This is a genomic window from Aeromicrobium sp. 636, assembly GCF_024433585.1.
GTDB classification, from domain to species: domain Bacteria; phylum Actinomycetota; class Actinomycetes; order Propionibacteriales; family Nocardioidaceae; genus Aeromicrobium; species Aeromicrobium senzhongii.
This window is the reverse complement of sequence record NZ_WNJU01000001.1, coordinates 901025-927431: the sequence shown is the minus strand read 5'-3', so window position 1 is coordinate 927431 and position 26407 is coordinate 901025. Positions and strand designations below refer to the sequence as shown.

Genomic DNA, 26407 nt, shown 5'->3' with positions numbered 1-26407 from the left:
CATGCTGCGCCTGGCAGGTCGATGGGTGCTCACGGCGGTCGCCCTGGTCGTCTCGGTGTCCTTCCTGACCTTCGTGCTGGTCGACCTGGTGCCCGGTGACGCCGCGCGCTCGGTCGTGGGCCTGAACTCGACGGAGGAGCAGTACCTGCAGATGCGCGAGGCCATGGGCCTGGACCGGCCCCTGCTCGAGCGGTACGGCGACTGGGCCTGGGCGGCGCTGCACGGCGACTTCGGGAACTCGCTGACGAACGGCGCCGCGGTGGCGAGCCAGCTGACGACCCGGCTGTCGGTCACGGTGACGCTGGTGGTCGCGTCGCTGCTGGTGGCCACCGTGGTCGGAGTGTCCCTGGGGGTTGCCGCGGCAATGCAGCACGGGTTCCTGGGACGGCTGGTCGACGGTCTCGCGCTGCTCGGTCTGGCCGTGCCGTCGTTCTGGTTCGCCTACGTGCTGGTCTTCCTGTTCGCGATCGAGACGTCCTTCTTCCCGGCGACGGGATACGTCACGTTCGGCTCCGATCCCGCCGGCTGGGCGAGATCGCTGGTGCTGCCCGTCCTGACGCTCGGGCTCACCAGCAGCGCACCCATCGCGAAACAGACCCGCGACGGGATCCGCTCGGAGTTGGACAAGGACTACGTCTACGCGTTGCGGGTGCGCGGCATCGGCGAACGCTCGGTCATCGGCCGCCACGTCCTGCGCAACGCGGCCGCGCCGGTCATCACGATCATGGGGTTGGTCTTCGTCGGCCTGCTCAGTGGGACGGTCCTGGTCGAGACGGTCTTCGTCCTGCCCGGTCTGGGCAGCCAGGCCGTCCAGGCGACGATGTCCAGCGACCTGCCGCTGATCCAGGCGATCGCCGTGACGTTCACCGTGATGGTCGTGGTGGTGAACCTGCTGGTCGAGTTCGTCTACGTGCTGCTCAACCCCCGGGTGCGTGCCGGATGACCCGCCGCTCCTGGGTGACCTACTTCGTGCGCCAGAAGGTGCCCATGGCGGCCGCCGCCTATCTCGCCCTCGTCCTGTTGCTCGTCCTGTTCGCCGGCGCGATCGCTCCGTACGGACCGACCGAGCAGGACCTCGACGCCAACCTGGCCGGGCCGAGTCGCGAGCACCTGCTCGGCACCGGGCAGCTCGGACTGGACGTCTTCAGCCGCATCCTGTGGGGCGGCCGCACGACCCTGTACGGCGTCCTCGTCGCCGTGGTGGTGTTCGCCGTGCTGGGCGTGAGCGCGGGCCTGCTGGCCGGCTACCTGCGCGGACCGGTCGAATGGGCCGTGCTGCGGACCAGCGAGGTGCTGCTGGCCGTCCCGGCCGCGATCATCCTGCTCGTCGTCCTGGCGGTGTTCCCGGGACGCCAGGTGATCGCCATGGTCGCTCTGGGAGTCCTGGGCGCACCCGGTCTGGCGCGGGTCGTGCGGTCGGTGACCCTCGGCGTGCGCGAGGAGCTGTACGTCCGCGCCGCGCAGACGATGGGCCTGCGACCCGCCACGATCATGCGCCGCCACGTGCTGCCCCACCTGAGCGGCCCGGTCATCGTCCAGCTCTCCCTCTTCGGGGCGGCCGCGGTCGGACTCGAGACCGCCCTGGGCTTCCTGCGGCTGGGCAGCGGCGAGTCGTCGTGGGGCCTGCTGGTGGCCGAGGCGTCCCGGCACCTGGGCGCCCACCCGTGGCTGATGGTCCCCTCCGGGTTCGTGATCATGTCCTTCGTCATGGCGCTGGGCCTGGTCGGTGACGGGGTGCGCGACGCGGTCGCGGCCAGCATGCGCACGCGGGTCGAGACCGGGGTGCGGCCGAGAGCGGTGACCCCGCCGGCCCCCGAGCTGCCGGACCCCGAGGACGCCCTGGTCTCCGTGCGGGGACTGACGGTCAGCTTCCCGCGCGGGCAGGAGTGGATCGACGTCGTCCGCGGCGTCGACCTGGCGGTCCTGCCGGGAGGGGCGTTGGGGATCCTCGGCGAGAGCGGATGCGGCAAGTCGATCACGGCCGAGGCGATCGTCGGGCGCATCCGTGGCGACGGACAGGTCACCGCCGGCGAGGTCCGTCGTCGCGGGCGCGTCGGCTGGGTGGCGCAGGATGCAGCGTCGAGCCTGGACCCAAGCGGCCGCGTCGGCGCCCAGGTGGCCGAGGTCGTGCGCGTGCATCGTCCCGAGGCCGGTCGTGCCGAGGTGCGGGCCCGCGTACGTGAGCTGTTCGAGCGGGTGCGCCTGCCCGAGCCGGAGCGGGTCGCCCGCAGCCGGCCCTGGGAGCTGTCCGGCGGCATGGCGCAGCGCGTCGGCATCGCGATGGCCCTGGCCACCGATCCGGACCTGATCGTGGCGGACGAGCCGACGTCGGCGCTCGACACGACCGTGCAGGCCGAGGTGTTGGACCTCTTCGACGAGCTGCGCGCCGACGGCATGACGCTGGTCCTCATCACGCACGACGTGGGGGTCCTCGCCGCCGTCTGTGACAGCGCGGCGGTGATGTACGCCGGCGAGGTCGTCGAGCTCGCGCCCACCCGCGAGCTGCTCGCCCATCCCGCCCACCCGTACACCGCCGCGCTGCTGGCCGCGGACCCGCGCCGCGGCACGCCGGGGGAGCGGCTGGCCGCGATCGACGGAACCGTTCCGGCCCCGGGGGCGTGGCCGACCGGCTGCCGGTTCGCCGACCGCTGCCACCTCGTGACGCCGGCGTGCCGCCAGGCCTCGGTGCCGCTGTTCGCCGTGGACCCCGACGATCCGACCGATGCCGGCGATCCGCGCGTGAGCCGGTGCCTCAGGTTCGCGGACGTGCTGGACAGGACCCGCGCATGAATGCCGCGCCCCTCGTGGCGACGCGCGGCGTCACGGTGCAGTACGGCTCCGGTCGGCGAGGCGTGGTCGCCCTGGAGGGGATCGACCTCGAGGTGCGGCGCGGCGAGGTGCTGGGCCTGGTGGGCGAGTCCGGCTCGGGCAAGTCCACGCTCGGTGCAGTCCTGGGCGGGCTGCTGTCGCCGACGGCCGGCACCGTCACCTACGACGGAGCGCCGCTGCTCGTGCGGCGGGGACGCCGCTCACGCGATCTGGCCCGACGACGCCAGATCGTGTTCCAGAACCCTCGCAGCGCCCTGAACCCGCTGCGGACGATCGGTGACTCCCTCACCGAGGGCCCCCGGCTGACGCTGGGGCTGGGCCGGGACGGAGCGCGCGAGCGTGCCGTCGACGCCCTCGCGGACGTCGGCATCGAGGCCGACGCGCTCACCCGGTACCCCGACGCGTTCTCAGGCGGCCAGCGCCAACGGATCGCCATCGCCCGTGCACTGGCGATGGACCCGGAGTTCCTCATCTGCGACGAGGTCGTGAGTGCCCTGGACCTCTCGGTCCAGGCACAGGTGTTGAACCTGCTGGCCGACCTGGGACGCCGTCGTCAGCTCACCCACGTGTTCATCTCGCACGACCTCACGGTGGTGCGGCACCTCAGCGACCGCATCGCCGTGCTCGACGGCGGCCGGCTCGTCGAGGTCGCGGGGGCGCGGCAGATCCACGAGAACCCCGTCGCGGACGTGACCCGGCGGCTCTGGCGGGCGATCCCGAGCGCCGTCGTGGGCGAGAGGAGTCGCGATGACCGGCCGTGAGGGTCGACCGACGATCTACGACGTCGCGCGGCTGGCTCGCGTGTCGATCGCGACCGTCTCGCACGTGCTCAACCGTCCGGAGCGGGTCGGTGCCGCCACGCGCGAGCGCGTCCTCGCGGTGATCGACGACCTGCAGTTCGTGCCGAAGGAGGCGGCGGTCTCGCGGGCGAGGCGGGGCACGGGGCGGATCGGGGTCCTGGCGCCCTTCACGTCGTACCCGTCCTACCTGCAGCGGCTGGCGGGAGTCCTGGAGAACCGGTCCGGGCGGACCGAGGTCGTCGTCTTCGACCACGACTCGGTTGCGGCGGACCCGCACCCGCTGCTGGCCTCGCTGCCGGCCTCGGGCCGGCTCGACGGCCTGATCATCATGGGCGTGCCCCTGGACCGTGAGCTGGCCGAGCGGCAGGCGAGGCGAGGGCTGCCGACGGTGTTGGTCGACAGCGAGCACGAGGGCTTCTCGTCGGTGTCGGTCAGCGACGACCACGGCGGTCTGGTCGTGGGGCGGCACCTCGCCGAGCTGGGCCATCGGCACATCGCCTTCCTGGCCGAGGAGCAGGTCTCGAACGACTACCTCTCGCCCGGCCAGCGTCGGTGGCGTGCCGTCGAGCGGGCGTTCAGCGAGGCGGGCCTGCCCGAGGGGGCGATCCGGAGGGTGGTCTGCGGGCCAGACTTCGCGGGGGCCCGGGAGGCGGTGCACGAGATCCTCGAGCTCGACCCACGGCCGACGGCGGTCTTCGCCCACCACGACGAGCTGGCCGCCGGCGTCGTCACCGCAGCCCGCCAGCTGGGCCTGCGCGTGCCGGAGGACCTCGCGGTCATCGGCTACGACGGGGGAGTGCTGGCCGACGCGTTGCAGCTGACGACCGTCGTCCAGCCGTTGCGCGAGTCCGGCGTCGTCGGGCGCCGCCTGCTGATGGCGCGGCTCGACGGGGACACCACGACGCAGCAGATCATGCTCGAGCCCCGCCTCTCGCGGGGCGTGACCACCTGACCACGGACTGTGAGGAGCCACCATGGTGCCGGACGACATGCCGCCGCGGCTGCGTTCGCTGGTCGAACGCGCACTGGCTGCCCAGGCCGAGAGCCCCACGCCACCGCTGCCCGATCCCGAGCCTGCCCCGGGTGAGACCCGCGAGGACTGGGAGCGGCGCGTGGCACGGGTGCGCGCCCAGCACGACGCGCTGGCCCTCGAGACCGCGGCCCGGTACGGCTTCCTGGGCGACCGGGACGACCCGGTCGGGTCGATCGGGTACGTGGACATTCCGGTCGAGGGCGGGACGATCGCAGCGCGGGTCTACCGGCCGATCGACCCCGGGGACCGTCCGCCGGCGATCGTGGTGCTGCACGGCGGAGGCTGGTGGATGGGCGGGGGAGCGCAGGGGTACCGGCTGGGCGACGGCACGTGCCGGATGCTGTGTCACGGGCTCGGGGCGGTCGTCCTCAACGTCGACTACCGGTTGGCGCCGGAGTTCCGGTTCCCGGTGCAACTGCACGACGCGCGCGACGTTGTCGCGTGGCTGCGGCGGGGCGCCGGCCCGCAGGTCGATCCGGACCGGGTCGCGGTCGCGGGCACCAGCTCGGGCGGACACCTCGCCGCGGCGTTGACGTTGCTGCTCAAGGATGAGGGTGAGCAGCAGCTGGCGATGCAGGTCCTGGTGGCACCCGCGGTCGACCTCGCGGAGGACCCGGCCGGCCTGGAGGACCCGCAGGCCCTCCGGGGGATCGAGACGCTGCGCCGCTACTACGCGGGGGACGCCCCGAACCGGGCGATCCCGTACCTGTCGCCGTTGCGGGCGCCGGACCTGAGCGGACTGCCGCCGGCCGTCGTGGTCACCGGAGACTTCGATCCGTTGACGGCGCCGGCGCTGGATTACGTGGAGCGGCTGCGCGAGGCCGGGGTCCGTGTCGACCACGTCTCGGCGCCGGTGACCCACACGATCGGCGCGCAGGAGGACTGGCGGGCCGCCGAGGAGCAGATCCTGGCCGCCTGCCGCGAGCTGCTGTGACGTCGCGGGCGAGCCCCGGCGAGCCGCCGACGGCGCGTCGTGGCGCCCCACCCTTGTCGTGACGGGGTGTTTGGGACACAATGGGCGCAGGTATCACCCGAGATCGCTGGGGAAGGCGCACCTAGGGAGGTACCGATGAACACGGTGAACACGGTCCGAGCCGGCACCCCGATGACCCGGGGTGTCCTTTTCGTGCACTCCGCACCGTCCGCGCTGTGCGCTCACATCGAGTGGGCTGCGGCCGGCGTGCTGGGTGGCAAGGTCGATCTCTCGTGGACCCCGCAGCCGGCCGAGCCGGGCACCTACCGCGCCGAGTTGTCGTGGCAGGCCGCCGCCGGGACGGCCGCCGCGCTGACCTCCGTGCTGCGTGGCTGGGACCTGCTGCGCTTCGAGATCACCGAGGAGCCCACCGCGACCACCGAGGGCGCGCGCTACTCCTTCACGCCCACGCTCGGCATCTTCCACGCCATGACCGGCCTGCACGGCGACCTGCTGATCCCCGAGGACCGCATCAAGGCGTTCCGGGTCAAGGCCGCCCAGGGCGAGATCACCATGGACGAGGCACTCGACGGGCTCCTGGGCGTCAAGTGGGACGCCGAGCTCGAGCCCTTCCGCCTGGCGGGCGAGGGCGCACCGGTGCGCTGGCTGCACCAGGTGATCTGAGAAGTCAGGTCACCGGGTGGACGCTCGCCATGACGAGGAGCGCAGCGACGAGCGGGTCGGCCCGGCGGAGCTCTGCGGAGCCGGGAGTGAGCGCGAAGCGAAGCGAGCGCGCCCGACCCATCAGCCGATCGTGACGGGGATGTCCGGCGTGTTGTCGCCGGAGGCCTTGTCGATCACGCGGAACTTCCGCTCGCCCGTGCGCGACGTGTAGATCTTCGTCTCGAAGCTTCCGCCGTCCCGCGCGGTGACGGTGACCGGGAAGTCGTCCCACGGCCCGTCGCCGTCCTTGACCTGGATCTGCAGCACGGTGCCGGCGTCGACCGACGGCAGGACGCCGACGATCGCGAAGCGCTCGCCGGGGGCGACCCGGTCGCCGGGCACGCGGTTCAGACGCGGCTTGGGCGTGTCGTCCTCCTGCGGCTCCTCCGGCGTGGGCTCCGGCTCGGGGGTGGCCGTGGTCTCGGGCTCGCTGGTGGGCGCGGCCAGGGGCGGCAGGTCGGCCGACGTCACGCCGGTGGCCGTCAGCGCACCCGCGGAGAACAGGCCGAAGCCGATGCCCAGGGCCACACCGATGAGTGCCAGCCAGCCGAAAGCGCGCGCAGCACGATGGCGCAGGTCGGGTCGAGACGTCACGTGGCGAGTCTAGTCGCTTCACCACGTAACCCCCGCCCACCTGACCTACGATGTGAAGATGGTGCTTCCCCCGGAGCGCGGAGCAGTCGACGACGTCGAGTACGTCGTGGTCCACGGTTACCGACGCGCCTACCGCATGCGAGGAACCGGCCCGCCGCTGCTCCTCCTGCACGGCATGGCCTGCGACTCCACGACCTGGTTCCCGGTCATGGACCAGTTGGCCCAGCACTTCACCGTCATCGCGCCCGATCTGCTCGGGCACGGCGAGTCCGACAAGCCCAACGCCGACTACTCCCTGGGCGGCTTCGCCAACGGGATGCGTGACCTGCTGACGATCCTGGGCATCGACAAGGTCACGGTCGCCGGACACAGCTTCGGCGGCGGCGTCGCGATGCAGTTCGCCTACCAGTTCCCCGAGCGCACCGAGCGAGTCGTGCTGGTCTCCAGCGGGGGACTGGGCCCGGAGGTCACCCCGTTGATCCGCGCCCTCACCCTGCCCGGGGCGGGACTGGGCATCCGGCTGGCGACCGCCAGGCCGTGGCGCGGTCTCGTGAGCGGCTCGATGCGCGCCCTGTCGCACATGCCGCTGGCACGCGACCTGGACGAGGTCGCCCAGATCTACGACGGTCTGGCCGATCCCACCACGTCACTCGCGATCCGCCGGCTCACCCGGACCGTGCTGGACTGGAACGGCCAGTTCGTCACGATGGCCGACCGTGCCTATCTGACGCGCCTCATGCCACTGCTGGTGGTGTGGGGGCGCAACGACCACGTCATCCCGGTCGCCCACGCCCAGCGGCTGCCGCTCATGGACAACTCGCACGTGCACGTCTTCGAGGACTCCGGGCACTTCCCGCACAAGGACCATCCGGACGAGTTCGCCCGGGTGGTCGTCGACTTCTGCCACAGCCAGTCGCCGGCGCAGTACCACCGTGGCAAGTGGCGCGCGTTGCTGCGGCGCGGGGATCAGGCGGGGTTGGCCAGCGTGTCGCTGCCGGACGAGGCGTCTCCGTCGGCCGTCAGCTGAATCTTGTGGTGCCGCTGGTGCCAGAAGCCGTTGCCCGTGGCCCAACCGGCCAGGGCGACCGAGATCCAGCCGATGAACGCGCCGGCGATGTCGTCGGCGATGAAGTGCCAGCCGAAGTAGATCGTGGCGATGACCGTGAGGACGAAGTAGACCCACGCGGTGATCTGCAGGTAGCGCGGCTGGTCGGTGCGCTGGAAGAACAGCACGGCCGTCAGCGTCACCGAGACGTGCAGCGACGCGAAGGCGCCGATGCCCCAGATGGGGGCGTTCATCGGATTCTCGAGGTTCTGGGCGGCGTTGACGAACAACGAGTACTGCAGCTGGGTGACGCCGGTGGTGGGCAGGGCGTCGAACAGTGCGGCGTTCGTGTAGGCCGGGCCCAGCGAGGGGAAGATGTAGTACGCGGCGGCGCCCAGGACCCAGTTGAGCGACAGTGCGGTCGCGTACCAGGCGCCCAGCGTGAAGTCGCGGTTCAGGACCAGGAACGCGGCCAGCGTGATGGGGATGAGCGGCAGGTAGCTGACGTACACGGTCGCCAGGACCTGGGCGGCGAACCCGGTGCCGAGCAGCTGGTGCAGCAGGTCGGCCGGGTGGTGGCCGAACATCATCCAGTAGTCCCAGCGCGACAGCATGGTGTCGAAGTTGACGCCCTCGCGCACGGTGGGCAGGAAGCCCTTGATGTTGCGGTAGCTGACGTAGCAGACGTAGAACGTCAGCAGGCCCGTCGCGATGTGGAACACGCGGTTCCACGACCACTCGTCACGGATGATGTCCTTCACGCCACGGCCGAAGTGGCGCACGCCGGCGCGCTTCAGGGCCAGCGGCACGATGCCCAGGGCGAAGAAGCCCAGGCCCATCACCGGGAGCCGGACGTAGGCCGGTCCGAGGAAGCCCTCGGGGTCCTTCAGGGCGATGCCCAGACTGCTCGACATGACGATCGCGGTGATGCCGACGGCGGCGGCCAGGAGGACACCGAAGGTGTAGGGCCATGACCGTGCTGCGCTCCACCACCGTTGGACCATGCGGGACAGTCTACGGGTGGCCGACCGGCCGCCGATGAGGCGGCCGGTCGGCCGAACTCAGGCCCCGCCGCCGTCCTGGTTCCCGCCGCTGGCGGCGGTCGGATCGTCGATCCGCAGGGACTCGAACGCCTCGCGAGCGACCTTCAGGTCCACGCGACCCTCACGGCCCAGCGACGCCAGCACCGCCACGACGATCGACTCGGCGTCGATCTGGAAGTAGCGCCGTGCGCCCGCGCGGGTGTCGGCGAAGCCGAACCCGTCGGCGCCCAGGGACATCCACGCGCCGGGGACCCAACGAGCGATCTGGTCGGGCACGGCCCGCATGTAGTCGCTCACCGCGACCGTCGGACCACCGTCCTGGAGCTTCGTGGTGATCCACGGCGTCTTCGGCTCCTGGTCGAGGTGGTTGAAGTTCCAGCGCTCGACCTCCTCGGCCTCGCGAGCGAGCTCGTTCCACGAGGTGACGGACCAGACCTCGGCCGCCACGCCGTGCTCCTCGGCGAGCATCTGCTGCGCCTGAAGTGCCCACGGCACCGAGACACCGGACGCGAGGATCCGCGTCGGTGCGTCGTCCTCGATGGGCGAGGCGGCGTACCGGTAGGCGCCCTTGAGGATCCCGTCGACGTCGACGCCCTCGGGCTCGGCGGGCTGGTTCAGCGGCTCGTTGTAGACCGTCATGTAGTAGATGACGTTCTCGCCCGTGCCGCCCTGCGGGTTGGGCTCGTCGCCGTACATGCGGCGCATGCCGTCCTGCACGATGTGCGCGATCTCGAACGAGAACGCCGGGTCGTAGTGGACGACGGCCGGGTTCGTGCGCGCCAGCAGGGGAGAGTGGCCGTCCGCGTGCTGCAGCCCTTCGCCCGTGAGGGTCGTGCGACCGGCCGTGGCGCCGATCAGGAAGCCGCGGGCCATCTGGTCGGCCATCGCCCAGATCGAGTCGCCGGTGCGCTGGAACCCGAACATCGAGTAGAAGAGGTACACCGGGATCATGTGCTCGCCGTGCGTGGCGTAGGCGCTGCCCGCCGCGGTCGCCGACGCCATGGCGCCGGCCTCGCTGATGCCCTCGTGCAGCAGCTGGCCCTGCTGGCTCTCCTTGTAGGCCAGCAGCAGCTTGCGGTCGACCGACTCGTACATCTGCCCGTGCGGGCTGTAGATCTTGGCCGAGGGGAACATCGAGTCCATGCCGAACGTGCGGTACTCGTCCGGGGCGATCGGCACGATGCGCGAGCCGATGTTCTTGTCCTTCATCAGCTCGCGCAGCAGCCGCACGAACGCCATGGTCGTGGCGATCTGCTGCTTGCCCGAGCCCTTGCGCAGGTCGTCGTAGGCGTCCTGCGCCGGCAGGACCGGCGGCTTCGCCTTGACGATGCGCGACGGCAACGGGCCGCCGAGCTGGCGACGGCGCTCGAGCATGTACGTGATGTGCTCGTGGTCCTTGCCGGGGTGGTAGTACGGCGCACCGTCGGGCGACTCGATCTGCTCGTCCGTGATCGGGATGTGCAGCCGATCGCGGAAGTTCTTCAGGTCGTCCGTCGTCAGCTTCTTCATCTGGTGCGTCGCGTTGCGCGCCATGAGCGACTCGAGGAGCCAGCCCTTGACGGTGTGCGCCAGGATCACGGTCGGCTGGCCCTTGTGCTTGAGCGCCGAGTCGAACGCCGCGTAGACCTTGCGGTAGTCGTGACCACCACGCGGCAGCTTCTCGATCTGCTCGTCCGAGAGGTGCTCGACGATCTTGCGCAGCTCGGGGTCGGGGCCGAAGAAGTGCTCGCGGTTGTACGCGCCATCGGCGATCGACAGGTTCTGGAACTCGCCGTCGGGGACGCGGTTCATCTGGTTGACCAGCGCGCCGGTCGTGTCACGGGCGAGCAGGTCGTCCCACTCGCGGCCCCACACGACCTTGATGACGTTCCAGCCCGCGCCGAGGAAGATCGACTCCAGCTCCTGGATGATCTTGCCGTTGCCGCGCACCGGGCCGTCGAGCTGCTGCAGGTTGCAGTTCACGACGAACGTGAGGTTGTCGAGCTGCTCGCGGCCGGCGACGCTGATCGCGCCGAGCGACTCGGGCTCGCCCATCTCGCCGTCGCCCAGGAACGTCCAGACGTGCTGCTCGCTGGTGTCCTTGATGCCGCGGTGCTGCAGGTACCGGTTGAACCGGGCCTGGTAGATCGAGTTGATCGCCGCGAGTCCCATCGAGACCGTCGGGAACTCCCAGTAGTCGCTCATCAGCCGCGGGTGCGGGTACGAGGGCAGGCCCTTGCCGGCGCCCTGCGAGTGCTCCTGGCGGAAGTTGTTCAGGCGGTCCTCGTCGAAGCGTCCCTCGAGGAACGAGCGGGCGTAGATGCCCGGGGCGGCGTGACCCTGGTAGAAGATCTGGTCGCCACCGCCGGGGTGGTCCTTGCCGCGGAAGAAGTGGTTGAAGCCGACCTCGTAGAGGCTCGCCGCCGACTGGTAGGTGGCGATGTGTCCGCCGACGCCCAGTCCGGGCCGGTTCGCGCGCGAGACCATGACCGCGGCGTTCCAGCGGATGTAGGAGCGGATGCGCCGCTCGATCTCCTCGTCGCCGGGGAAGTCGGGCTCGCGCTCGGGGGGGATGGTGTTGATGAAGTCGGTGCTGCGCAGTGCGGGCATGCCCACGGCGCGCTCACGGGCACGCTCGAGCATCCGCAACATCACGTAGCGGGCGCGGTCCCGGCCGCGCTCGTCGACCATCTGGTCGAGTGAGCGGAGCCAGTCCTGCGTCTCTTCGGAATCCACGTCGGGCAGCTGTGTTGGCATGCCTCCGTGGATGATCGGACGGTCGGGGCCGGATGGGGCCATGTTGCACTCCCTGGGGTGTCGGGATGGACCCTTCCATCAAACCACCCGGAGTTCGCTAGTGTGAGTCCGGCAAGCAACCGATACACCCTGTCGAGAAGCAGGGGAGAAGGAGGTGCGGTGGACGCGGCGAAGCTGGGCTTCGAACCTGACTCCGTCATCCAGGAGCTCGGCTGGGACGAGGACGTCGACGACGAGCTTCGCTCGGCGGTCGAGTCACACACCGGAAGCGAACTGGTCGACGGTGACGTCGGCGAGGTCGTCGACGGAGTGATCCTGTGGTGGCGTGAGGACGATGGTGACCTGACCGATGCGCTGGTCGACGCGACGCAGGACGTCGCGGAGGGCGGCTCCGTGTGGCTCTTGACCCCGAAGGTCGGGCTGGACGGTCACGTCTCCGGCGCCGACATCGGCGAGGCTGCCCCGATCGCGGGCCTCTCGATCACGACCACGTCGGCCGTGGGCCCGAACTGGGTCGCCACCAAGCTGTCCACGCACAAGCGGTGACCATGACCGGATCCCTGGTCGAGGTCGGCGCCGAGGCGCCGGACTTCACTCTCAAGAACCAGCACGGCCAGGACGTCTCGCTCTCGGGTCTGCGCGGGCGCAACGTGGTCGTCGTCTTCTACCCGTTCGCCTTCAGCGGCATCTGCACCGGCGAGCTGTGCGAGATCCGCGACAACCTGGCGGTCTTCAACGACGCCGACGCCGAGGTCCTGGCGATCTCGTGCGATCCGATGTTCTCGTTGCGCGCCTGGGCCGACCAGGACGGCTACGAGTTCAGCATGCTGAGCGACTTCTGGCCCCACGGCGAGGTCGCCAAGGCGTACGGGATCTTCCAGGAGGGCCCCGGCGCGGCGGCACGCGGAACCTACGTGATCGACCGCGAGGGCATCGTGCGCTGGAAGGTCGAGAACGGTCTGGGTGAAGCGCGCGACCTCGCGGCGTACCGTGAGGCACTTGAGTCACTTCCCTGACAACACAGCAATTTTTCAGGCCAGATCGGGCGCGAATAACTCACATTGACCATATGAATCTGGTTTGATGGTGCTACCGCGCCGCCGGGGACCCGAGACCCCGGCGGCGCGGCCTTTCTGTCTCCGGGGTCTCGTCAGACACCCGGTGCGCTAACGTTCACCTGCGTTCGGGCGAATAGCTCAGTTGGTCAGAGCATCCGGTTTACACCCGGAAGGTCGGGGGTTCGAGCCCCTCTTCGCCCACCTTCTGCGCCACGATCAGCTGTTGCTGATCCCGATGGCGGCACCGATGGTCGACGGGTCCTGCACGACCTGGAGCAGATAGGCCGCCAGATCGGCGCGCGTGATCGTGCCGCGCAGGGTTCCCGGCTGGCCGACCTCGAGAGCGGTCCATGCGCCGGTGGAGGGCTTGCGGGTGAGGCCGGTCGGCCGCACGATCGTCCAGTCCAGGCCCGAGCTCATGACGGCCGCCTCCTGGGCGTTGTGGTCAGCCAGAGGGCTGGCGAGCAGGAGCGGGGTGATCCAGCGCAGCACGCCGGGCAGCTGGCGGGCGGAATCGCCGGCGCCGAGCGACGACTGGACCACCAGGCGCCGTACTCCGGCCTGCTCCATCGCGGTGACGATCTCGGCGGTGACAGCCGCTCGTTGGTGGCGAACCCCCTTGGCACCACCGACGGTGACGACGACGGCGTCGGCGCCGCTCACCGCAGCAGCGGCGCTGGCCGGATCAGTGGCGCTGCCGGTGATCGAGCGGGCGCCGGCGGGCGCTGAACCGCTGCGTGACAGGACGGTCACCTCGTGACCTGCTGCCGAGGCGAGCCGGGCCAGCTCGGCACCTGTGCCCTGCGAACCGCCGATGATGGTGATCTTCATGGTGCTCCTTCTCGCGATGCGTTCAGGCTAGGCCGCGAGCACGGCCAGTGCTGGCCCCGGGTTGCGGCAGAGCTCCTGTGGCACGGCCATGGCGGGAGGTCGAGGGCTCGAGTCCTTCGTCCCCACCTTTGTAGGCTGGGGAGATGTCGCCGCAGGAGGTGCTCGTGCGCCGCATCCGTCGCGCGCTCGCCGGCCGGCGGACTCGCGAGGTCTCGATGTTCGGCGGCCTGTCCTTCATGGTCGACGGCGCGCTCGCGGTCTCGGCCGGTGGCGAGGGGGGCCTGCTGGTGCGCATCGATCCGGGCCGCCGGGACGAGCTGACGGCGCGACCGGGTGCGCGCCCCGCCGCGATGAGGAACGGTCGTGAGATGGGGGAGAGGTGGTTGCAGGTCGACCCCATCGGCCTCGGCGAGGACGCCGATCTGCGGTTCTGGATCGACGTCGGGCTGGCCGCGCGACCCGGCTGATGCAGCGAGTGCGCCCGGCTGTCGGAGCCGCCTGACACGATCGGGGCATGACGTCGATCGCCACCGCCACCGCCGATGCCGCCCTCGAACGACTCCGTGCGCTGACCGGGCGACCCGACGCGCAGTTTCACGAGGGCCAGCTCGAGGCGATCTCGGCCCTGGTCGACGAGCAGCGCCGCGCGCTGGTCGTCCAGCGCACCGGCTGGGGCAAGTCGGCGGTGTACTTCGTGGCCACCGCTCTGCTGCGCGCCCGCGGTGCCGGACCGACGGTCCTGGTCTCCCCGTTGCTGGCGCTGATGCGCGACCAGGTCGCCGCCGCCGAGCGGGCCGGGGTGCGGGCCGCCGCGATCAACTCGGCCACGGTCGAGGAGTGGGACGACATCGAGGCGCGATTGGCGGCCGACACGATCGACGTGCTGCTGGTCTCGCCCGAGCGGCTGAACAACCCGACGTTCCGCGAGCGGCAGCTGCCGCGACTGCTCGAGCAGATGGGCCTGCTCGTCGTCGACGAGGCGCACTGCATCTCCGACTGGGGCCACGACTTCCGGCCCGACTACCGCCGGCTGGCCCACGTCATCGAGTCGCTGGGGCCGCACGTGCCGGTCCTGGCGACCACCGCCACGGCCAACGCCCGCGTCGTGGCCGACGTGGCCGAGCAGCTCGGCGGCGACGTCCTGACCCTGCGCGGCTCGCTGGCACGTGACTCGCTGCGGCTGGGCTGCCTGACGCTGCCCACCGCCAAGCAGCGGCTGGGCTGGCTCGTCGCCCACCTGGGCGACCTCGACGGCAGTGGGATCATCTACGCGCTCACCGTCTCGGCGGCCGAGGACACCGCCCGGCTGCTGCGCGAGGCGGGCTTCGAGGTGCGGGCGTACACCGGCCGCACGGACCCCTCCGAGCGCGAGGAGCTGGAGCAGGCGCTGAAGGAGAACCGGGTCAAGGCGCTCGTCGCCACGAGCGCCCTGGGGATGGGCTTCGACAAGCCCGACCTGGGGTTCGTGATCCACCTCGGCGCGCCCTCGTCGCCCGTGGCCTATTACCAACAGGTGGGCCGTGCCGGCCGCGCCACCGAGCGCGCCGACGTGCTGCTGCTGCCCGGGCCCGAGGATCGCGACATCTGGCGGTACTTCGCCACGGCGTCGATGCCCGATCCCGAGCGCGCGGCTCGCGTCATCGACCAGCTGGGCTCCGAGCCGATCTCGACACCCGCGCTCGAGGCGCTCGTCGACGTCAAGCGCACCCAGTTGGAGTTGCTGCTCAAGGTGCTCGACGTCGACGGCGCCGTCCGCAAGGTCCGTGGGGGATGGGTCGCCACCGGCCAGCCCTGGACGTACGACGCCGAGCGGTACGAGCGGATCGCGGCGGCCCGTGAGCACGAGCAGCAGGCGATGCTGACGTACGAGCGGGGTGAGACGTGCCGGATGCAATTGCTGCAGCAGGACCTCGACGACCCCTCGGCCGCGCCCTGCGGTCGGTGCGACGTGTGCGCGGCGCCGTTCTATCCGACGGACGTCCCCGAGGCCACCGTCGGCCGTGCCACCGAGGCACTCGACCGGGTCGGCGTGCCGATCGAGCCCCGGGGCCAGTGGCCCACGGGTGCCGATCGCCGCGGGGTCGACGTCAAGGGCCGGATCGCGCCGGACGAGCGCGCCGAGACCGGGCGCGTGGTCGCCCGACTGACCGACTTGGGCTGGGGCGGCACGTTGCGTGAGCTGTTCGCCGCAGGGGCGCCCGACCGCGAGATCCCCGAGCCGTTGGTCGGCGCCGTCGTGCGCGCGCTGCGGGACTGGCCGTGGGACCAGCGACCCGTCGCGGTCGTGGCGATGCCCTCGGTCACGCGACCGACCCTGGTGCGCTCCACGGCCGAGACGATCTCGCGACTGGGCCGGATGCCGCTGCTCGGCACGCTCGACCTCGACCCGCACATCCCGCGCGCCGAGACCGGCGGCAACAGCGCCTTCCGTCTCGCCTCGGTGTGGGGACGGTTCTCGGTCGGTCCCGAGCTGGCTGCCGCGTTGGCTGGTCTGAACGGGCCGGTTCTGCTGGTCGACGATCTGGTCGACAGCCGGTGGACGATCACCGTCGCGGCCCGCGAGCTGCGACGAGCCGGCGCGCCCGGCGTCCTGCCCTTCGCGCTGGCCAGTGTCGGCTGACCGCGTGTCGCGGATGTCGAGCCGCGACTCCGGCCGGTGGCGCCGAGCGGTCAGCGGTCTGTTCCCGGTCTGGGCCTGGGGGTTCCTGGCGGCGGTGGTGTCGGGGTTGCTGCCGCCGGTGCCCTACGCCGTCGCGGGACCGTTCACCCTGCTGTTCTTCGCGTTGGCGCTCGTGCGGCCGCCCCATCAGGACGGTTGCGACCCGGTGCACGTCGCCAGTCCGGTGCGAGGCCGGTGGACCGTCGTGCACAGCCCCGCGAGTGCCGTGCCCAGCCACGGCGTCCGCGCCTACGGGCAGTCGCACGCCGTCGACATCATCCATCCCCGACCCGAAGGCACGAAACCGTCGTACCCGCTGCTCGGCGGCTTCGAGCGTCCCGACCGGTTCAGCTCGTTCGGCGAGCCGATCCTGGCCGTCGCCGACGGCACGGTCGTCCGGGTGCTGGACGGTCGGCGTGACCACCTCTCGCGCACCTCGTGGCTCGCGTTCGCGTACATGATGGTGATCGACGGCTTCCGCGACCTCGGTGGTCCGGGTGCTGTCATCGGCAACCACGTGGTGGTCGATCACGGCGACGGCGTGCACTCGCTCTATGCCCACGTCCGCCGGGGGACCGTGGCCGTCGCGGTGGGGGACCGGGTGGCCGCCGGCGACCTCGTCGGTCAGGTGGGCAACTCCGGCAACAGCTCGGAGCCGCACCTGCACTTCCAGCTCATGGATCGGCCGCAGCCGCTGCGCGCGGCCGGGCTCCCGGTGCGGTTCCACGACCTGGACCAGCCGGTGGGCGCGGTCGACCGTGGGTGGGACAAGAAGCCGCCGGCCACCGACATCGAGCCGGGCCTGCCGGCCAACTTCCAGGTCTTCGAGGCCTGAGCATCCCGCGTGACAGACTCATCCCATGCCTGCGCTGCGTGACGTGATCGCCGTCCTGGACGGCCTCTACGACCCCCGATGGGCCGACGACTGGGATGCCGTCGGCACGGTCGCCGGTGACCCCGACGCCGAGGTCACCTCGATCCTGTTCGCTGTCGACCCCGTGCAGGCCGTCGTCGACGAGGCCGTCGAGCGCGGCGCCCAGCTCGTGGTGACGCACCACCCGCTCCACCTCAAGGGCGTCACGTCCGTCGCGGCGACGACACCGAAGGGCCGCGTCGTGCACACCTTGATCTCGCACGGCATCGGTCTGCACACCTGCCACACGAACGCCGACTCCGCCCCGCGCGGCGTCAGTGAGTCGATGGGCCTCGCCCTGGGCCTGACCGACCTGCGCCCGCTCGAGACCGATCTCGAGTCACCGTTGGACAAGTGGGTCGTCTACGTCCCGCGCGACGACGCCGACCGGGTGGTCGCCGCGATGCACGACGCCGGCGCGGGCCGGATGGGCGACTACGACCGGGCCCAGTTCCGCAGCGACGGTCGCGGCTCGTTCCGCCCGCTCGACGGCGCCCAGCCGGCGATCGGGTCCGTCGGTGACGTCGAGTGGGTCGACGAGACGCGCATCGAGGTCGTCGCCGCCGCTCGGATCCGCGAGAGCGTGCGCGCGGCGATGCTGCACGCCCACCCCTACGAGGAGGTGGCGTACGACCTGTGGCCGCTCGCCGCCCGGCCCAGCGACCGCGGGTCGGGACGCATCGGTCGTCTCGTCGAGCCCATGACCCTGAGCGCGTTCGCGGAGCACGTCCGATCGGCGCTGCCGTCGCACGCCGGCGCCACCCGCATCGCCGGCGACCTCGACCGGACCGTCGAGATCGTCGCGCTGTGCGGGGGATCGGGCGACTTCCTGCTGGGCACCGCCGACGCTGCCGGAGCCGATGTCTACGTCACCTCCGACCTGCGCCACCATCCGGTCAGCGAGCACCTCGAGCGGTCGGGCGCCTGCGCCGTCGTCGACGTGCCGCACTGGGCCGCCGAGTGGACCTGGCTGCCGACCGTGGCGGCGGCGGTCCGTGAGGCCTTGGGCGATACGGTGAAGACCCACGTCTCCACGATCGTCACCGATCCGTGGAGCCGGACGCTGTCGTGAGGAGTCGTACGTGAAGGCTGAACCGGTCGCCCAGCAGGCACTGTTGGACCTGCAGGGGAAGGACTCGGCGCTGGCGCAGTTGACCCACCGTCGCAAGTCCCTGCCCGAGCACGCCGAGATCGCCGCGGCCGACGGCCGGATCCGCGAGCTCGACGCCCGCCGCATCGAGGTCCAGACCCGCGTGTCGGACCTTGCTCGCGCCGCGGCGAAGGCCGATACCGAGGTCGAGCTGGTCAAGACCCGTCGCACGCGCGACGAGGACCGGCTCTCGTCCGGCGCCATCACGAACCCCAAGGACCTGTCCAGCCTCCAGAGCGAGCTCGAGGCCCTCGCGCGGCGCATCGCCACGCTCGAGGACGAGGAACTCGAGGTCATGGAGCAGCTCGAGGCCGCCCAGGCCGAGCTGGCCGAGGCCGAGGCCGCGCTCGCACAGGAGAACGCCGCCCGTGAGGTCCTCGTTGCCGCGCGCGACGAGAAGGTCGCCACGTTCGACGCCGAGGCCGCTCAGCTCGTCGCGGCGCGCAAGCTCGTGCTGCCGCGGGTGCCCGCCGACCTGCTGGCGCTCTACGAGAAGGTCGCGGGGAGCCACAGCGGGCTGGGTGCGGCCGAGCTGCGCGCGCGCCGCTGCACCGGCTGCCACATCGAGATCAATGGGGCCGACCTGCGCGAGCTCGCCGCCGAGCCCGCTGACACGGTCCTGCGGTGCCCGGAGTGCAGCCGCATCCTGGTGCGCACGCCCGAGTCCGGCGTCTGATGGGCTGGACCGCCGAGGCTGACGGAGGATCTCGCGGCAACCCCGGTCCTGCCTCGTACGGCGCCGCGCTGTTGCGCGACGGCGTGCTGGTGGCCGACCGCGGCGAGACGATCGGGCGTGCCACGAACAACGTCGCCGAGTACCGCGGCCTGATCGCCGCCCTCGAGCTGGCCCGTGAGCATGCCCCGGGCGAGCCGCTCGAGATGCGCATGGACTCCAAGCTGGTCATCGAGCAGATGGCCGGTCGCTGGAAGATCAAGCACCCGGACATGAAGCCGCTGGCGATGCGGGCCCAGGAGATCGTGCGCGATCTCGGGCCGGTCACCTGGACCTGGGTGCCGCGCGCCCAGAACGCCCGGGCCGACGCCTTGGCCAATGCCGCGCTCGACGCCGAGAAGGCCGGCCGCCCCGGTCTGGTCTCCTCGTTCGTCTCGACCGGTCCGGTGCAGCTGGCCGACGAGCCGCCGGAGCCGCCGTCCCTGTTCACCGAGCCGCGCGCCGACGCGCCGGTGCGGGCGCAGGGCAAGAACCCCCTGCTGGGCTGGCGTGGCTCGATGCACGGCGACCCGACCACCGTCATCCTGCTGCGGCACGGCGTGACGGCCCACACCCAGCGCAAGCTGTTCAGCGGCTCGGGCGGCGAGGACCCGCCACTGGTGGACGAGGGGGTCCAGCAGGCGCGTCGTGCGGCCGACTGGATCGCCGACCACGGCGGTGCCGACGCGATCGTCGCCTCACCGCTGCTGCGCACGCGTCAGACGGCGGCCGCGGTCGCCGAGCGGCTGCGGCTGCCCGTCGGGATCGAGGAGGGCTTCGCCGAGGCCGGCTTCGGCGAGTGGGACGGCTCCTCGTTCGCCGAGATCATGAAGCGCTGGCCCGCCGAGCTCGACGCGTGGCTGTCGTCGACGGCCGTCCCGCCGCCCGGTGGCGAGTCGTTCGACGCCGTGGCCCGACGCGTCGAGGCCGCCCGCGACCGGCTGCTGCAGACCCACGGGGGTCGCACGGTGGTCGTGGTCAGCCACGTGACGCCGATCAAGCTGATGGTGCGGCTGGCGCTCGGCGCCGACATGAACGTCATCCATCGCATGGAGCTGTCGCCGGCCTCGATCACGACGATCGCGTGGTGGCCCGACGGGACGCCGAGCCTGCGGAACTTCTCCGTCGCTCCCTGAGCGGCGAGAGCTCACCTCACCCCACCCCACCCCACATTTGGAACTGGATCCACCTCAACCGGACCGTTTGACGTGGATCCGATTCCAAAAGTTGGGGGGGTGGGCGCGGCGGACGAGGAGTCGGGTCGCGCGCCTCAGCGCAGGACGACGTCCAGGCGGGCCGGTCCCGAGGACTCCACCGACCAGCCGAGATCGCGCAGGGCGTCGGCGAGCGAGCCCGCGTCCTTCGCCTCGACGCCCTCGGCGAGCAGCTGGCGCACGATGCGCCCCTTCGTGGCCTTGTTGCTGTGGCTGACGATCGACCGCTTGCCGTTCGCCTCGGTCAGCACGCGCATCGTCACCGAGCCGGCGGGCGCCTGGCCGAGCGCGACGTACGTGCCCGACCGCAGGTCCAGCACCAGGTCGCCGTCGGCGAGGTCGATCAGGGCAGCGGGCAGGACCGGCTTCCAGCGTGAGGCGACGGTCCCGAGGCGGGGCAGGCTCACCGATCCGCTCATCCGGTAGGCCGGAATGAGGTCGTGCGGGCGCACGAGACCGAACAACGCCGACGCGACGGCCACGCTGGCCCGGCCGCGCTCCCGGGCGGTCTCGTCGAGGTCCGCCCAGCCCAGCTCGCCGTAGAGGACACCGGTGTAGACCTCGATGGCCGGGGCGGTCGGCTCCTCGCGCAGCCGCGCGTTGCGGACGATGTCGTCGGCCTGCTGGGGCCCCAAGCCGAGGATCTCGGCGGCACGCTTGGTCGAGCTGAGCCGCACGAGGGCGTTCAGCAACTGCTCGCGGGTGCGTGTCAGCCGGGGCGACGAGAGCGAGGCGAGATCCAGCGGAGGACCGGTCTGCGGCCGGGTCTTGCCTTCGGACGGGGGGAGGACGATCAGCACGTCGGAGACCCTATGTCAGCCCACGAGCATCCAGATGCCGAGGGCCGCGAACAGCAGCGCGGCAACGGCGTGCACGGCGCGCACCGGCAGGACCTTGAGGATCTGCTTGCCCAGCACGACGGCCAGGGTGATCGAGACGAGCATGCCGAGCGTGCTGCCAACCCAGACCCAGACCCACGAGTACTGCGTCGCGAGGGTCATCGTCGCGAACATCGTCTTGTCGCCCAACTCGGCCAAGGCGAACGCCAGCCCCACGGTGACCAAGGCCCGACCACTGTGCGGGACGACGTCGGGCTCGTCCTCGTGCTCATCGCCGAACAGCGACCAGGCGGTGATGGCCGCGAAGACGAGGAAGACCACGCCGGCCACGACCTGCAGCACCTGTTCGGGGATGAAGTTGCCCAGCGCCTCACCCGCCAGCGCCGAGGCCAGGTTGATGATCGCGCAGGCGATGCCCATGCCGAGCACGACCGTGCGGGCGCGGTAGCGCGTCGCGAAGGTCATCGCCATGAGCTGGCTCTTGTCGCCGAGCTCGGCGACGAACACCAGTGCTGCCGCGATGAAGACGGCTTCCATCAGAAAAGCTCCTCGTCCACCCGGACGAGGAGCCATGTTCGCGACGAGCCTCGACCGGGCTCGTGTACACGAATCCGGTCGAAAGTCTCGTCCGCCAGATTTCTCTGGCCCGCTGTACCGGAGGCCGAGGCCTCAGTGTGTCGACACAGCGATTGGGGACTACTCCCTTTCGATGACTCCAGCGTACCGGGCCGGGGGGCACGGCGGTGTCTCGGCATAGGATGGGGACGCGAATGAGTCGGCCGGGCGGTCGCGGCGTCTTCGGGCGTCGAGGAAAGTCCGGACTCCACAGAGCACGGTGGTGGTTAACAACCACCCACGGCGACGTGCGGGACAGTGCCACAGAGAACAGACCGCCAGCGGCCACCTCCGGGTGGTGCGGGTAAGGGTGAAACGGTGAGGTAAGAGCTCACCAGCACGGCGGGTGACCGTCGTGGCTAGGTAAACCCCACCGGGAGCAAGACCAAGTGAGCCCCGTTCGCGGGGCCGTGCCACAGGGCTGCTCGTCCGACGTGGCAGGTAGGTCGCACCGAGGTGTCCAGCAATGGGCATCCCAGATGGATGGCCGTCCCTGCTCCGGCAGGACAGAATCCGGCTTATAGGCCGACTCATTCGCACCCTCGGTTTCCCGGGCCCGGGCACCTACATCGCTCGCGCGAACGGTCCTGGGCGCTGTCCTCGTTGACGCACAGCACGACGGCGCGGCGCTCGAGCCCCTTGGCGCCGAGCACGTGACCGTAGAAGACGTCGTCCTCGTCGAAGAACGTCGACCAGTAGCCCGCCTGGTCGTGGTAGTCGGTGCGCGCGACCTGCACCGGGTGGCGTCGACCGGTGGTGAGCAGGCAGACGTGGTCGGGATTCCGGCCCTCGTCCAGCAGGGCGTCCACGGAGTCATCGGCGGCGCGAGGGCGTCGTCCGGCGAGGCGGCCACGAACCGGACGGCCGGCCCCTCGCCGCCACGGGAGTACATGCGCGACGGCGCGAGCGGCCCGAACGCCTCGTGGATCTGCTGCGTGTTGCGCAGGTTGTGGTCGTCGCTCCCAGAAGTCACTGTCGGTGCGATCGCCGTCCGGCGCGCCCCACTGGCGACCGAAGTCGTGGAAGGTGCCGACGAACGCCGGCCGCTCCTTGCGGTTCCACGACCGCACCTCGCGACCGAGGTGGGCGGCCAGTCCGGAGCAAGTAGCAGAGGACGGCCACCCGCTGAGGCTTGACGCCGCCGCGCCCCTTGCTCAGTTGCTTGGCCTGCTGCAGGGCGAGGACGGTCTTGCCGCTTCCGGCACCGCCGCGCACCTCGACGCGCGTCAGCAACCGCGTGACGCCGAGGATGGTCGCCTGCTCCTGCGTCAGCCGGTCGGCTGTCTCCGCGCGCTCGTCGGCCGCGGCGTTCACGTCGAACGAGGTGGGCAGGCGCCCGGTCAGGATCTCGGCGATGAGGTCCACGTCGTCCTGCGTCGGCACGAGCTTGCCGTGCTGGGCCCGCCGTGCGTTGTCGACGAGCCGCTCGAGGAGCCCCGCCTGCTGGGAGCGCGGGCCAACCTGGAGGCCGAGTGAACGCTGTTACGCCCGGGACCAGCACGTTGACGACGAACCCGACGAAACCGTTGATTTCCCGAAAAAAACCGTTGATTTCGTTGGCCCGCACTCGGTAGCGTCACCAGGAATGAGCCGTCGATCCGAGTAGGGGACCGCCGTGGAAGAACCGCTCTCGTCGCACGGGCTCGAACGAAGGCGCCTGCTGCTCGGCCTCGGCGCCGCCGTGGTGGCAGGCCTGGCGCCGTCGTCGCTCTGGCGGGTGGCGCCCGCCGACGCCGCGCTCCTCGCCGACCACGTCGCCCCGGGAGGGACGGGGCCGACGTACTGCATGAGCCGGCCGACCTACGACACGATGGCCGGGCTCGCCGCCTGGGTGCTGCCGGGTGACGACGCCTACTCCGCGACCCAGGGCGTCACCGATCCCCGCCCGGGAGCCGTGGCCGCCGGCGCACCGCAGTTCCTCACCATGGCCTTCAACCAGGTGCTGCTCGACCCCACGGCGATCACGCTGCTGCTCGACCGGCTCGCCGACCTCTTCCAGCTGGTCGAGCTGCCCGACGACGTCGCCGCCTGCGAGCGGATCGGCTCGGCGATCGAGCAGGAGGGCGCCGTCCCGCTGGCGCCGGTCATCGTGGCGCTGGTCAACGCCGTGGCCGTCTCGGTCCGCCCGTCGAGCGCAGCGGGCCCGCACGCGGCGCCGTTCGCCCGCCTCAGCTGGGCCGAGAAGGCCGAGACGTGGCGCCGACTCGAGCAGGACGTCCCCCGGCTGCTCAAGCCGCGGTACCCCGCCATGGAGGCGCCGGTCGTGGGTCGGCTCCTCGAGCTGAACGAGACGCTCGGCGGGATCATCGAGTACGCGTCCGGCGTGGCGCCGATGCTCGCCGGGTTCTTCGGTTACAGCGAGACGCTCGTGTACGACCGTGCCGCCCGGCGGCTGGTGGATCGGCCGATCGGCTGGGACCTGTCGAACCACCTGCCCGGCCGCCTGTGGCCGGTCGACGGATGGGACGAGTTCCGGGGCTACTACCAGGGGAGGTCGAGCGTCGATGCCTGACGTCATCGTGATCGGAGCGGGCGGTGGCGGGCCCGTCGTCGCCAAGGAGCTCGCCCAGCGCGGGCTCGACGTCCTGCTCCTCGAAGGGGGGAGCCGCAACGCGAACATCGAAGCCAAGTGGACACGCCTCGAGGACGACGCCAACAACCCGCTCTGGGGCTACCTCCGCTTCGGCGCTGACGACCGGGAGATGCCGTGGTGGCAGCGTGACCACCCGCAGAACTCCCAGGTCTTCCATGTGGCCGGCGTCGGCGGCACGACCGCGCACTACTTCGGCAACAGCCCGCGGACGCCACCGGGCGTCTTCGCCGGGTACGCCGGCCCCGACGCCGGCGCCTACGACACGGCGCACCGCTTCCCCTTCACCTACGAGGAGTTCCGGCCGTACCTGGAGTGGGTCGAGGACACCCTCCCGATCCTGACGGCGCCGATGGGTACGAAGGAGGAGATCTTCTTCCGGGGGTGCGAGCGGATCGGCCTACCGGTGCTCCGTCAGCGCGACACCACCCACGACTCCTACCGCCCGCAGGAGAACGCCATCCTGCAGCCCGCGGGCACCGCCGGCCGCACCACCGACCCGGCGCTGCTCACGTACCCCCAGGCCCAGGGCTGCACCATGTGCGGGGGCTGCCTGCAGGGCTGCAACCTGCCGAGGCAGGCACCGCGCAACCTCAAAGCCAAGCGCTCGACCGACAACAGCTACGTGCCCATGGCCCTGACCGCCGACCGGTGGGCGCCGGGCGGACGCGCCGTGACGCTGGTGAGCGACGCGTTCGTGACGAAGATCCACACGCGCACGACGTTGCTCGGCGCCCCGCAGGCCGTCGGCGTCACTTGGCGCGACACCAGGACCGGTGCGGTCACCCGGGCCGACGCCAAGGTCGTGGTCATGGCCGGCAGCGTCGTGGAGAACCCCCGGCTGTGGTTGAACAGCGGCCTGCCGAACCCGAACGGCTGGGTGGGCCGGGGCCTCACCGATCACGCCCTCGACTGGGTGACCGGGATCTTCGACGAGGACACCGACCAGGACAAGGGCCAGGACTCGGCGTGCCGGGCCGACTTCCCCGGCCGCGGGGCCATCGAGAACGTCGGCCTCGGTCCGGCGACCCAGGTGCTCAGCATGCTGCTGAGCGACAGCGGCGTCCGCGGCGCCTACGGCAACGGCCGTGGGGTCACGGGGCCGTGGGACGGGAAGACCGGCCGTCCCCTCGGGCTCGAGCTGAAGGACACCATGCGCGACAACAACAAGTTGTTGAACATGCTCATCCTCACCGACGACGACGTCGAGGCGAAGAACCGGGTGCTCCGCTCGCCGCTGCCGCCCGACCACAACGGTCCGATGCCCAAGGCCCGCATGTACAAGCGGGTCCGCTCGGCCCGGACGCTGCGCAACCGCGAGTGGTTGGCGGCCAAGGCGGTGGAGATCATGCGGGCCGCCGGCGCCCGCAAGGTCATCCGCATCGACATGGCGCCGCTGATGCTGCACACGCAGTCGTCGATGCGGATGGGCCACCGCGCCTCCGACTCCGTGCTGAACGCCGACGGCGAGGCCCGGGCGGTGCGGAACCTGTTCATCGCCGACAACTCGGCGCTCCCCAACAGCGTCGGCGGCGTGAACCCGACGCTGACCACCCAGGCTCTCGCCACCCGCACGGCGGAGAAGATCTTCACCCGTCACTTCGGGGGTGACCCGTGGGTCAACGTGGAGGCCCCGCTGAGCTCGGCCGACGACCGGGTCACGCAGGCGGTGGTGGCCGCCGGGATCACCTGATTTCGAGCTGGGCCGCCAGCGCCGCCGGCTCGGTGACCGACTGGCGGCAGGCGAACGCCTCCTACACGTAGGCGCGGCCCTCGGCTCGCCCCACGCCAGCACGGTCCGCGGGCGGGACGCCTGCTGCACGACGCCGACCAGGTCGGGCCGCTCGCCGACCACGGCGACCTCGGTCACCGGCCCGACGAGGAGGTCGACGGCGGCCAGCAGGTGGGCGAACGCCGTGGCTAGGTAAACCCCACCGGGAGCAAGACCAAGTTGGCCCCTCGCGGGGTCGTGCCACAGGGCTGCTCGTCCGACGTGGCAGGTAGGTCGCACCGAGGTGTCCAGCAATGGGCATCCCAGATGGATGGCCGCCCCTGCTTCGGCAGGACAGAATCCGGCTTACCGGCCGGCTCATTCGCGCCCCGGCCCAGC

The 26407-nt window shown here is 71.2% G+C and carries 25 protein-coding genes, 1 tRNA gene and 1 other RNA gene; 20 read left to right on the top strand and 7 right to left on the bottom strand.

Translation table 11 applies throughout. The features are described 5' to 3' along the window. Position 1 precedes the first annotated feature (1 nt). From GL325_RS04495 to GL325_RS04470, 6 genes are all read left to right on the top strand, one after another. A complete protein-coding gene (locus GL325_RS04495; RefSeq protein ID WP_187768729.1) occupies positions 2-943 on the top strand; it encodes an ABC transporter permease in 942 nt (313 codons plus the stop codon). Beyond that, positions 940-2790, top strand: a complete 1851-nt coding sequence (locus GL325_RS04490) for a dipeptide/oligopeptide/nickel ABC transporter permease/ATP-binding protein (protein WP_187768728.1) — start codon at positions 940-942, stop codon at positions 2788-2790. Before GL325_RS04495 ends, GL325_RS04490 begins: the two co-directional genes overlap by 4 nt. Then, complete coding sequence (locus tag GL325_RS04485) at positions 2787-3590, top strand: ABC transporter ATP-binding protein (protein WP_187768727.1); 804 nt, start codon at positions 2787-2789, stop codon at positions 3588-3590. Before GL325_RS04490 ends, GL325_RS04485 begins: the two co-directional genes overlap by 4 nt. Continuing rightward, a complete protein-coding gene (locus GL325_RS04480; RefSeq protein WP_187768726.1) occupies positions 3577-4581 on the top strand; it encodes a LacI family DNA-binding transcriptional regulator in 1005 nt (334 codons plus the stop codon). Before GL325_RS04485 ends, GL325_RS04480 begins: the two co-directional genes overlap by 14 nt. A 22-nt stretch (positions 4582-4603) precedes the next feature. After that, entirely contained in the window at positions 4604-5596 is a 993-nt protein-coding gene (locus tag GL325_RS04475) for an alpha/beta hydrolase fold domain-containing protein (protein ID WP_154595369.1), read from the top strand. A gap of 171 nt (positions 5597-5767) precedes the next feature. Further along, the gene (locus GL325_RS04470; protein WP_154596254.1) at positions 5768-6259 is read left to right on the top strand and encodes a DUF3145 domain-containing protein; all 492 of its coding nucleotides are present in this window, start codon (positions 5768-5770) and stop codon (positions 6257-6259) included. Positions 6260-6379: 120 nt separating this feature from the next. Here GL325_RS04470 and GL325_RS04465 read toward each other — a convergent pair whose 3' ends face one another. Beyond that, on the bottom strand, positions 6380-6892 hold the full coding sequence (locus GL325_RS04465; protein WP_154595368.1) for a hypothetical protein: 513 nt from the start codon (positions 6890-6892) through the stop codon (positions 6380-6382). Positions 6893-6950: 58 nt separating this feature from the next. Between GL325_RS04465 and GL325_RS04460 the strand changes: the two genes are divergently transcribed. Beyond that, positions 6951-7919, top strand: a complete 969-nt coding sequence (locus tag GL325_RS04460; RefSeq protein WP_187768725.1) for an alpha/beta fold hydrolase — start codon at positions 6951-6953, stop codon at positions 7917-7919. On the opposite strand, the gene GL325_RS04455 is transcribed toward GL325_RS04460, so the two are convergent. Next, complete coding sequence (locus GL325_RS04455; RefSeq protein ID WP_154595366.1) at positions 7859-8941, bottom strand: phosphatase PAP2 family protein; 1083 nt, start codon at positions 8939-8941, stop codon at positions 7859-7861. The two genes, GL325_RS04460 and GL325_RS04455, sit on opposite strands and share 61 nt — an antisense overlap. A 57-nt stretch (positions 8942-8998) precedes the next feature. After that, positions 8999-11758 carry a pyruvate dehydrogenase (acetyl-transferring), homodimeric type gene (gene aceE / locus GL325_RS04450; RefSeq protein ID WP_187768724.1) on the bottom strand — a complete coding sequence of 920 codons (2760 nt, stop codon included), beginning with the start codon at positions 11756-11758 and terminating at the stop codon, positions 8999-9001. Between the two features lie 117 nt (positions 11759-11875). Between aceE and GL325_RS04445 the strand changes: the two genes are divergently transcribed. The 3 genes from GL325_RS04445 (at position 11876) to GL325_RS04435 (ending at position 12975) form a co-directional block, all read left to right on the top strand. After that, the gene (locus GL325_RS04445; RefSeq protein WP_187411821.1) at positions 11876-12262 is read left to right on the top strand and encodes a DUF3052 domain-containing protein; all 387 of its coding nucleotides are present in this window, start codon (positions 11876-11878) and stop codon (positions 12260-12262) included. A 2-nt stretch (positions 12263-12264) separates the two neighbouring features. Beyond that, positions 12265-12732: a peroxiredoxin gene (locus tag GL325_RS04440; protein ID WP_154595364.1), complete on the top strand. Its 468-nt coding sequence runs from the start codon at positions 12265-12267 to the stop codon at positions 12730-12732. A 169-nt stretch (positions 12733-12901) separates the two neighbouring features. Then, positions 12902-12975, top strand: a tRNA-Val gene (locus tag GL325_RS04435). Positions 12976-12990: 15 nt separating this feature from the next. Here the strand turns inward: GL325_RS04435 and GL325_RS04430 are convergent. Next, positions 12991-13605: an NAD(P)-dependent oxidoreductase gene (locus GL325_RS04430; RefSeq protein ID WP_187768723.1), complete on the bottom strand. Its 615-nt coding sequence runs from the start codon at positions 13603-13605 to the stop codon at positions 12991-12993. A 143-nt stretch (positions 13606-13748) separates the two neighbouring features. On the opposite strand from GL325_RS04430, the gene GL325_RS04425 reads away from it, so the two are divergent. The 6 genes from GL325_RS04425 to GL325_RS04400 are packed head-to-tail and all read left to right on the top strand — an operon-like array spanning position 13749 to position 20175. Beyond that, a complete protein-coding gene (locus GL325_RS04425) occupies positions 13749-14072 on the top strand; it encodes a TfoX/Sxy family protein (protein ID WP_187768722.1) in 324 nt (107 codons plus the stop codon). Positions 14073-14119: 47 nt separating this feature from the next. Next, positions 14120-16225 carry an ATP-dependent DNA helicase RecQ gene (locus GL325_RS04420; protein WP_187768721.1) on the top strand — a complete coding sequence of 702 codons (2106 nt, stop codon included), beginning with the start codon at positions 14120-14122 and terminating at the stop codon, positions 16223-16225. A gap of 13 nt (positions 16226-16238) precedes the next feature. Next, a complete protein-coding gene (locus tag GL325_RS04415) occupies positions 16239-17099 on the top strand; it encodes a M23 family metallopeptidase (protein WP_187768720.1) in 861 nt (286 codons plus the stop codon). Between the two features lie 25 nt (positions 17100-17124). Next, positions 17125-18249 carry a Nif3-like dinuclear metal center hexameric protein gene (locus GL325_RS04410; protein ID WP_187768719.1) on the top strand — a complete coding sequence of 375 codons (1125 nt, stop codon included), beginning with the start codon at positions 17125-17127 and terminating at the stop codon, positions 18247-18249. Between the two features lie 10 nt (positions 18250-18259). Then, a complete protein-coding gene (locus GL325_RS04405; RefSeq protein WP_255467348.1) occupies positions 18260-19003 on the top strand; it encodes a zinc ribbon domain-containing protein in 744 nt (247 codons plus the stop codon). Then, on the top strand, positions 18952-20175 hold the full coding sequence (locus GL325_RS04400) for a bifunctional RNase H/acid phosphatase (protein WP_255955558.1): 1224 nt from the start codon (positions 18952-18954) through the stop codon (positions 20173-20175). The genes GL325_RS04405 and GL325_RS04400 overlap by 52 nt, the downstream gene beginning before the upstream one ends. Positions 20176-20309: 134 nt before the next feature. On the opposite strand, the gene GL325_RS04395 is transcribed toward GL325_RS04400, so the two are convergent. Together GL325_RS04395 and GL325_RS04390 are read right to left on the bottom strand one after the other, a co-directional pair. Next, positions 20310-21053 (bottom strand): peroxide stress protein YaaA, encoded by a 744-nt coding sequence (locus tag GL325_RS04395; RefSeq protein ID WP_187768718.1) that lies wholly within the window; start codon positions 21051-21053, stop codon positions 20310-20312. A 15-nt stretch (positions 21054-21068) separates the two neighbouring features. Next, positions 21069-21629, bottom strand: coding sequence for a TMEM165/GDT1 family protein (locus tag GL325_RS04390; RefSeq protein WP_154595357.1), 561 nt, complete (start codon positions 21627-21629; stop codon positions 21069-21071). A gap of 234 nt (positions 21630-21863) precedes the next feature. On the opposite strand from GL325_RS04390, the gene rnpB reads away from it, so the two are divergent. Next, positions 21864-22244: RNase P RNA component class A (rnpB, locus tag GL325_RS04385), an RNA gene on the top strand. Here rnpB and GL325_RS04380 read toward each other — a convergent pair. Next, a complete protein-coding gene (locus GL325_RS04380; RefSeq protein ID WP_187768717.1) occupies positions 22238-22516 on the bottom strand; it encodes a hypothetical protein in 279 nt (92 codons plus the stop codon). The genes rnpB and GL325_RS04380 overlap by 7 nt on opposite strands. Positions 22517-22865: 349 nt before the next feature. On the opposite strand from GL325_RS04380, the gene GL325_RS04375 reads away from it, so the two are divergent. The 3 genes from GL325_RS04375 to GL325_RS04365 all read left to right on the top strand — a co-directional run bounded on the left by GL325_RS04375 (position 22866) and on the right by GL325_RS04365 (position 25990). Continuing rightward, positions 22866-23183: a hypothetical protein gene (locus tag GL325_RS04375; protein WP_187768716.1), complete on the top strand. Its 318-nt coding sequence runs from the start codon at positions 22866-22868 to the stop codon at positions 23181-23183. A 139-nt stretch (positions 23184-23322) separates the two neighbouring features. Continuing rightward, on the top strand, positions 23323-24219 hold the full coding sequence (locus GL325_RS04370; RefSeq protein ID WP_187768715.1) for a hypothetical protein: 897 nt from the start codon (positions 23323-23325) through the stop codon (positions 24217-24219). After that, complete coding sequence (locus GL325_RS04365; protein WP_187768714.1) at positions 24212-25990, top strand: GMC family oxidoreductase N-terminal domain-containing protein; 1779 nt, start codon at positions 24212-24214, stop codon at positions 25988-25990. Before GL325_RS04370 ends, GL325_RS04365 begins: the two co-directional genes overlap by 8 nt. Positions 25991-26407 lie beyond the last annotated feature (417 nt).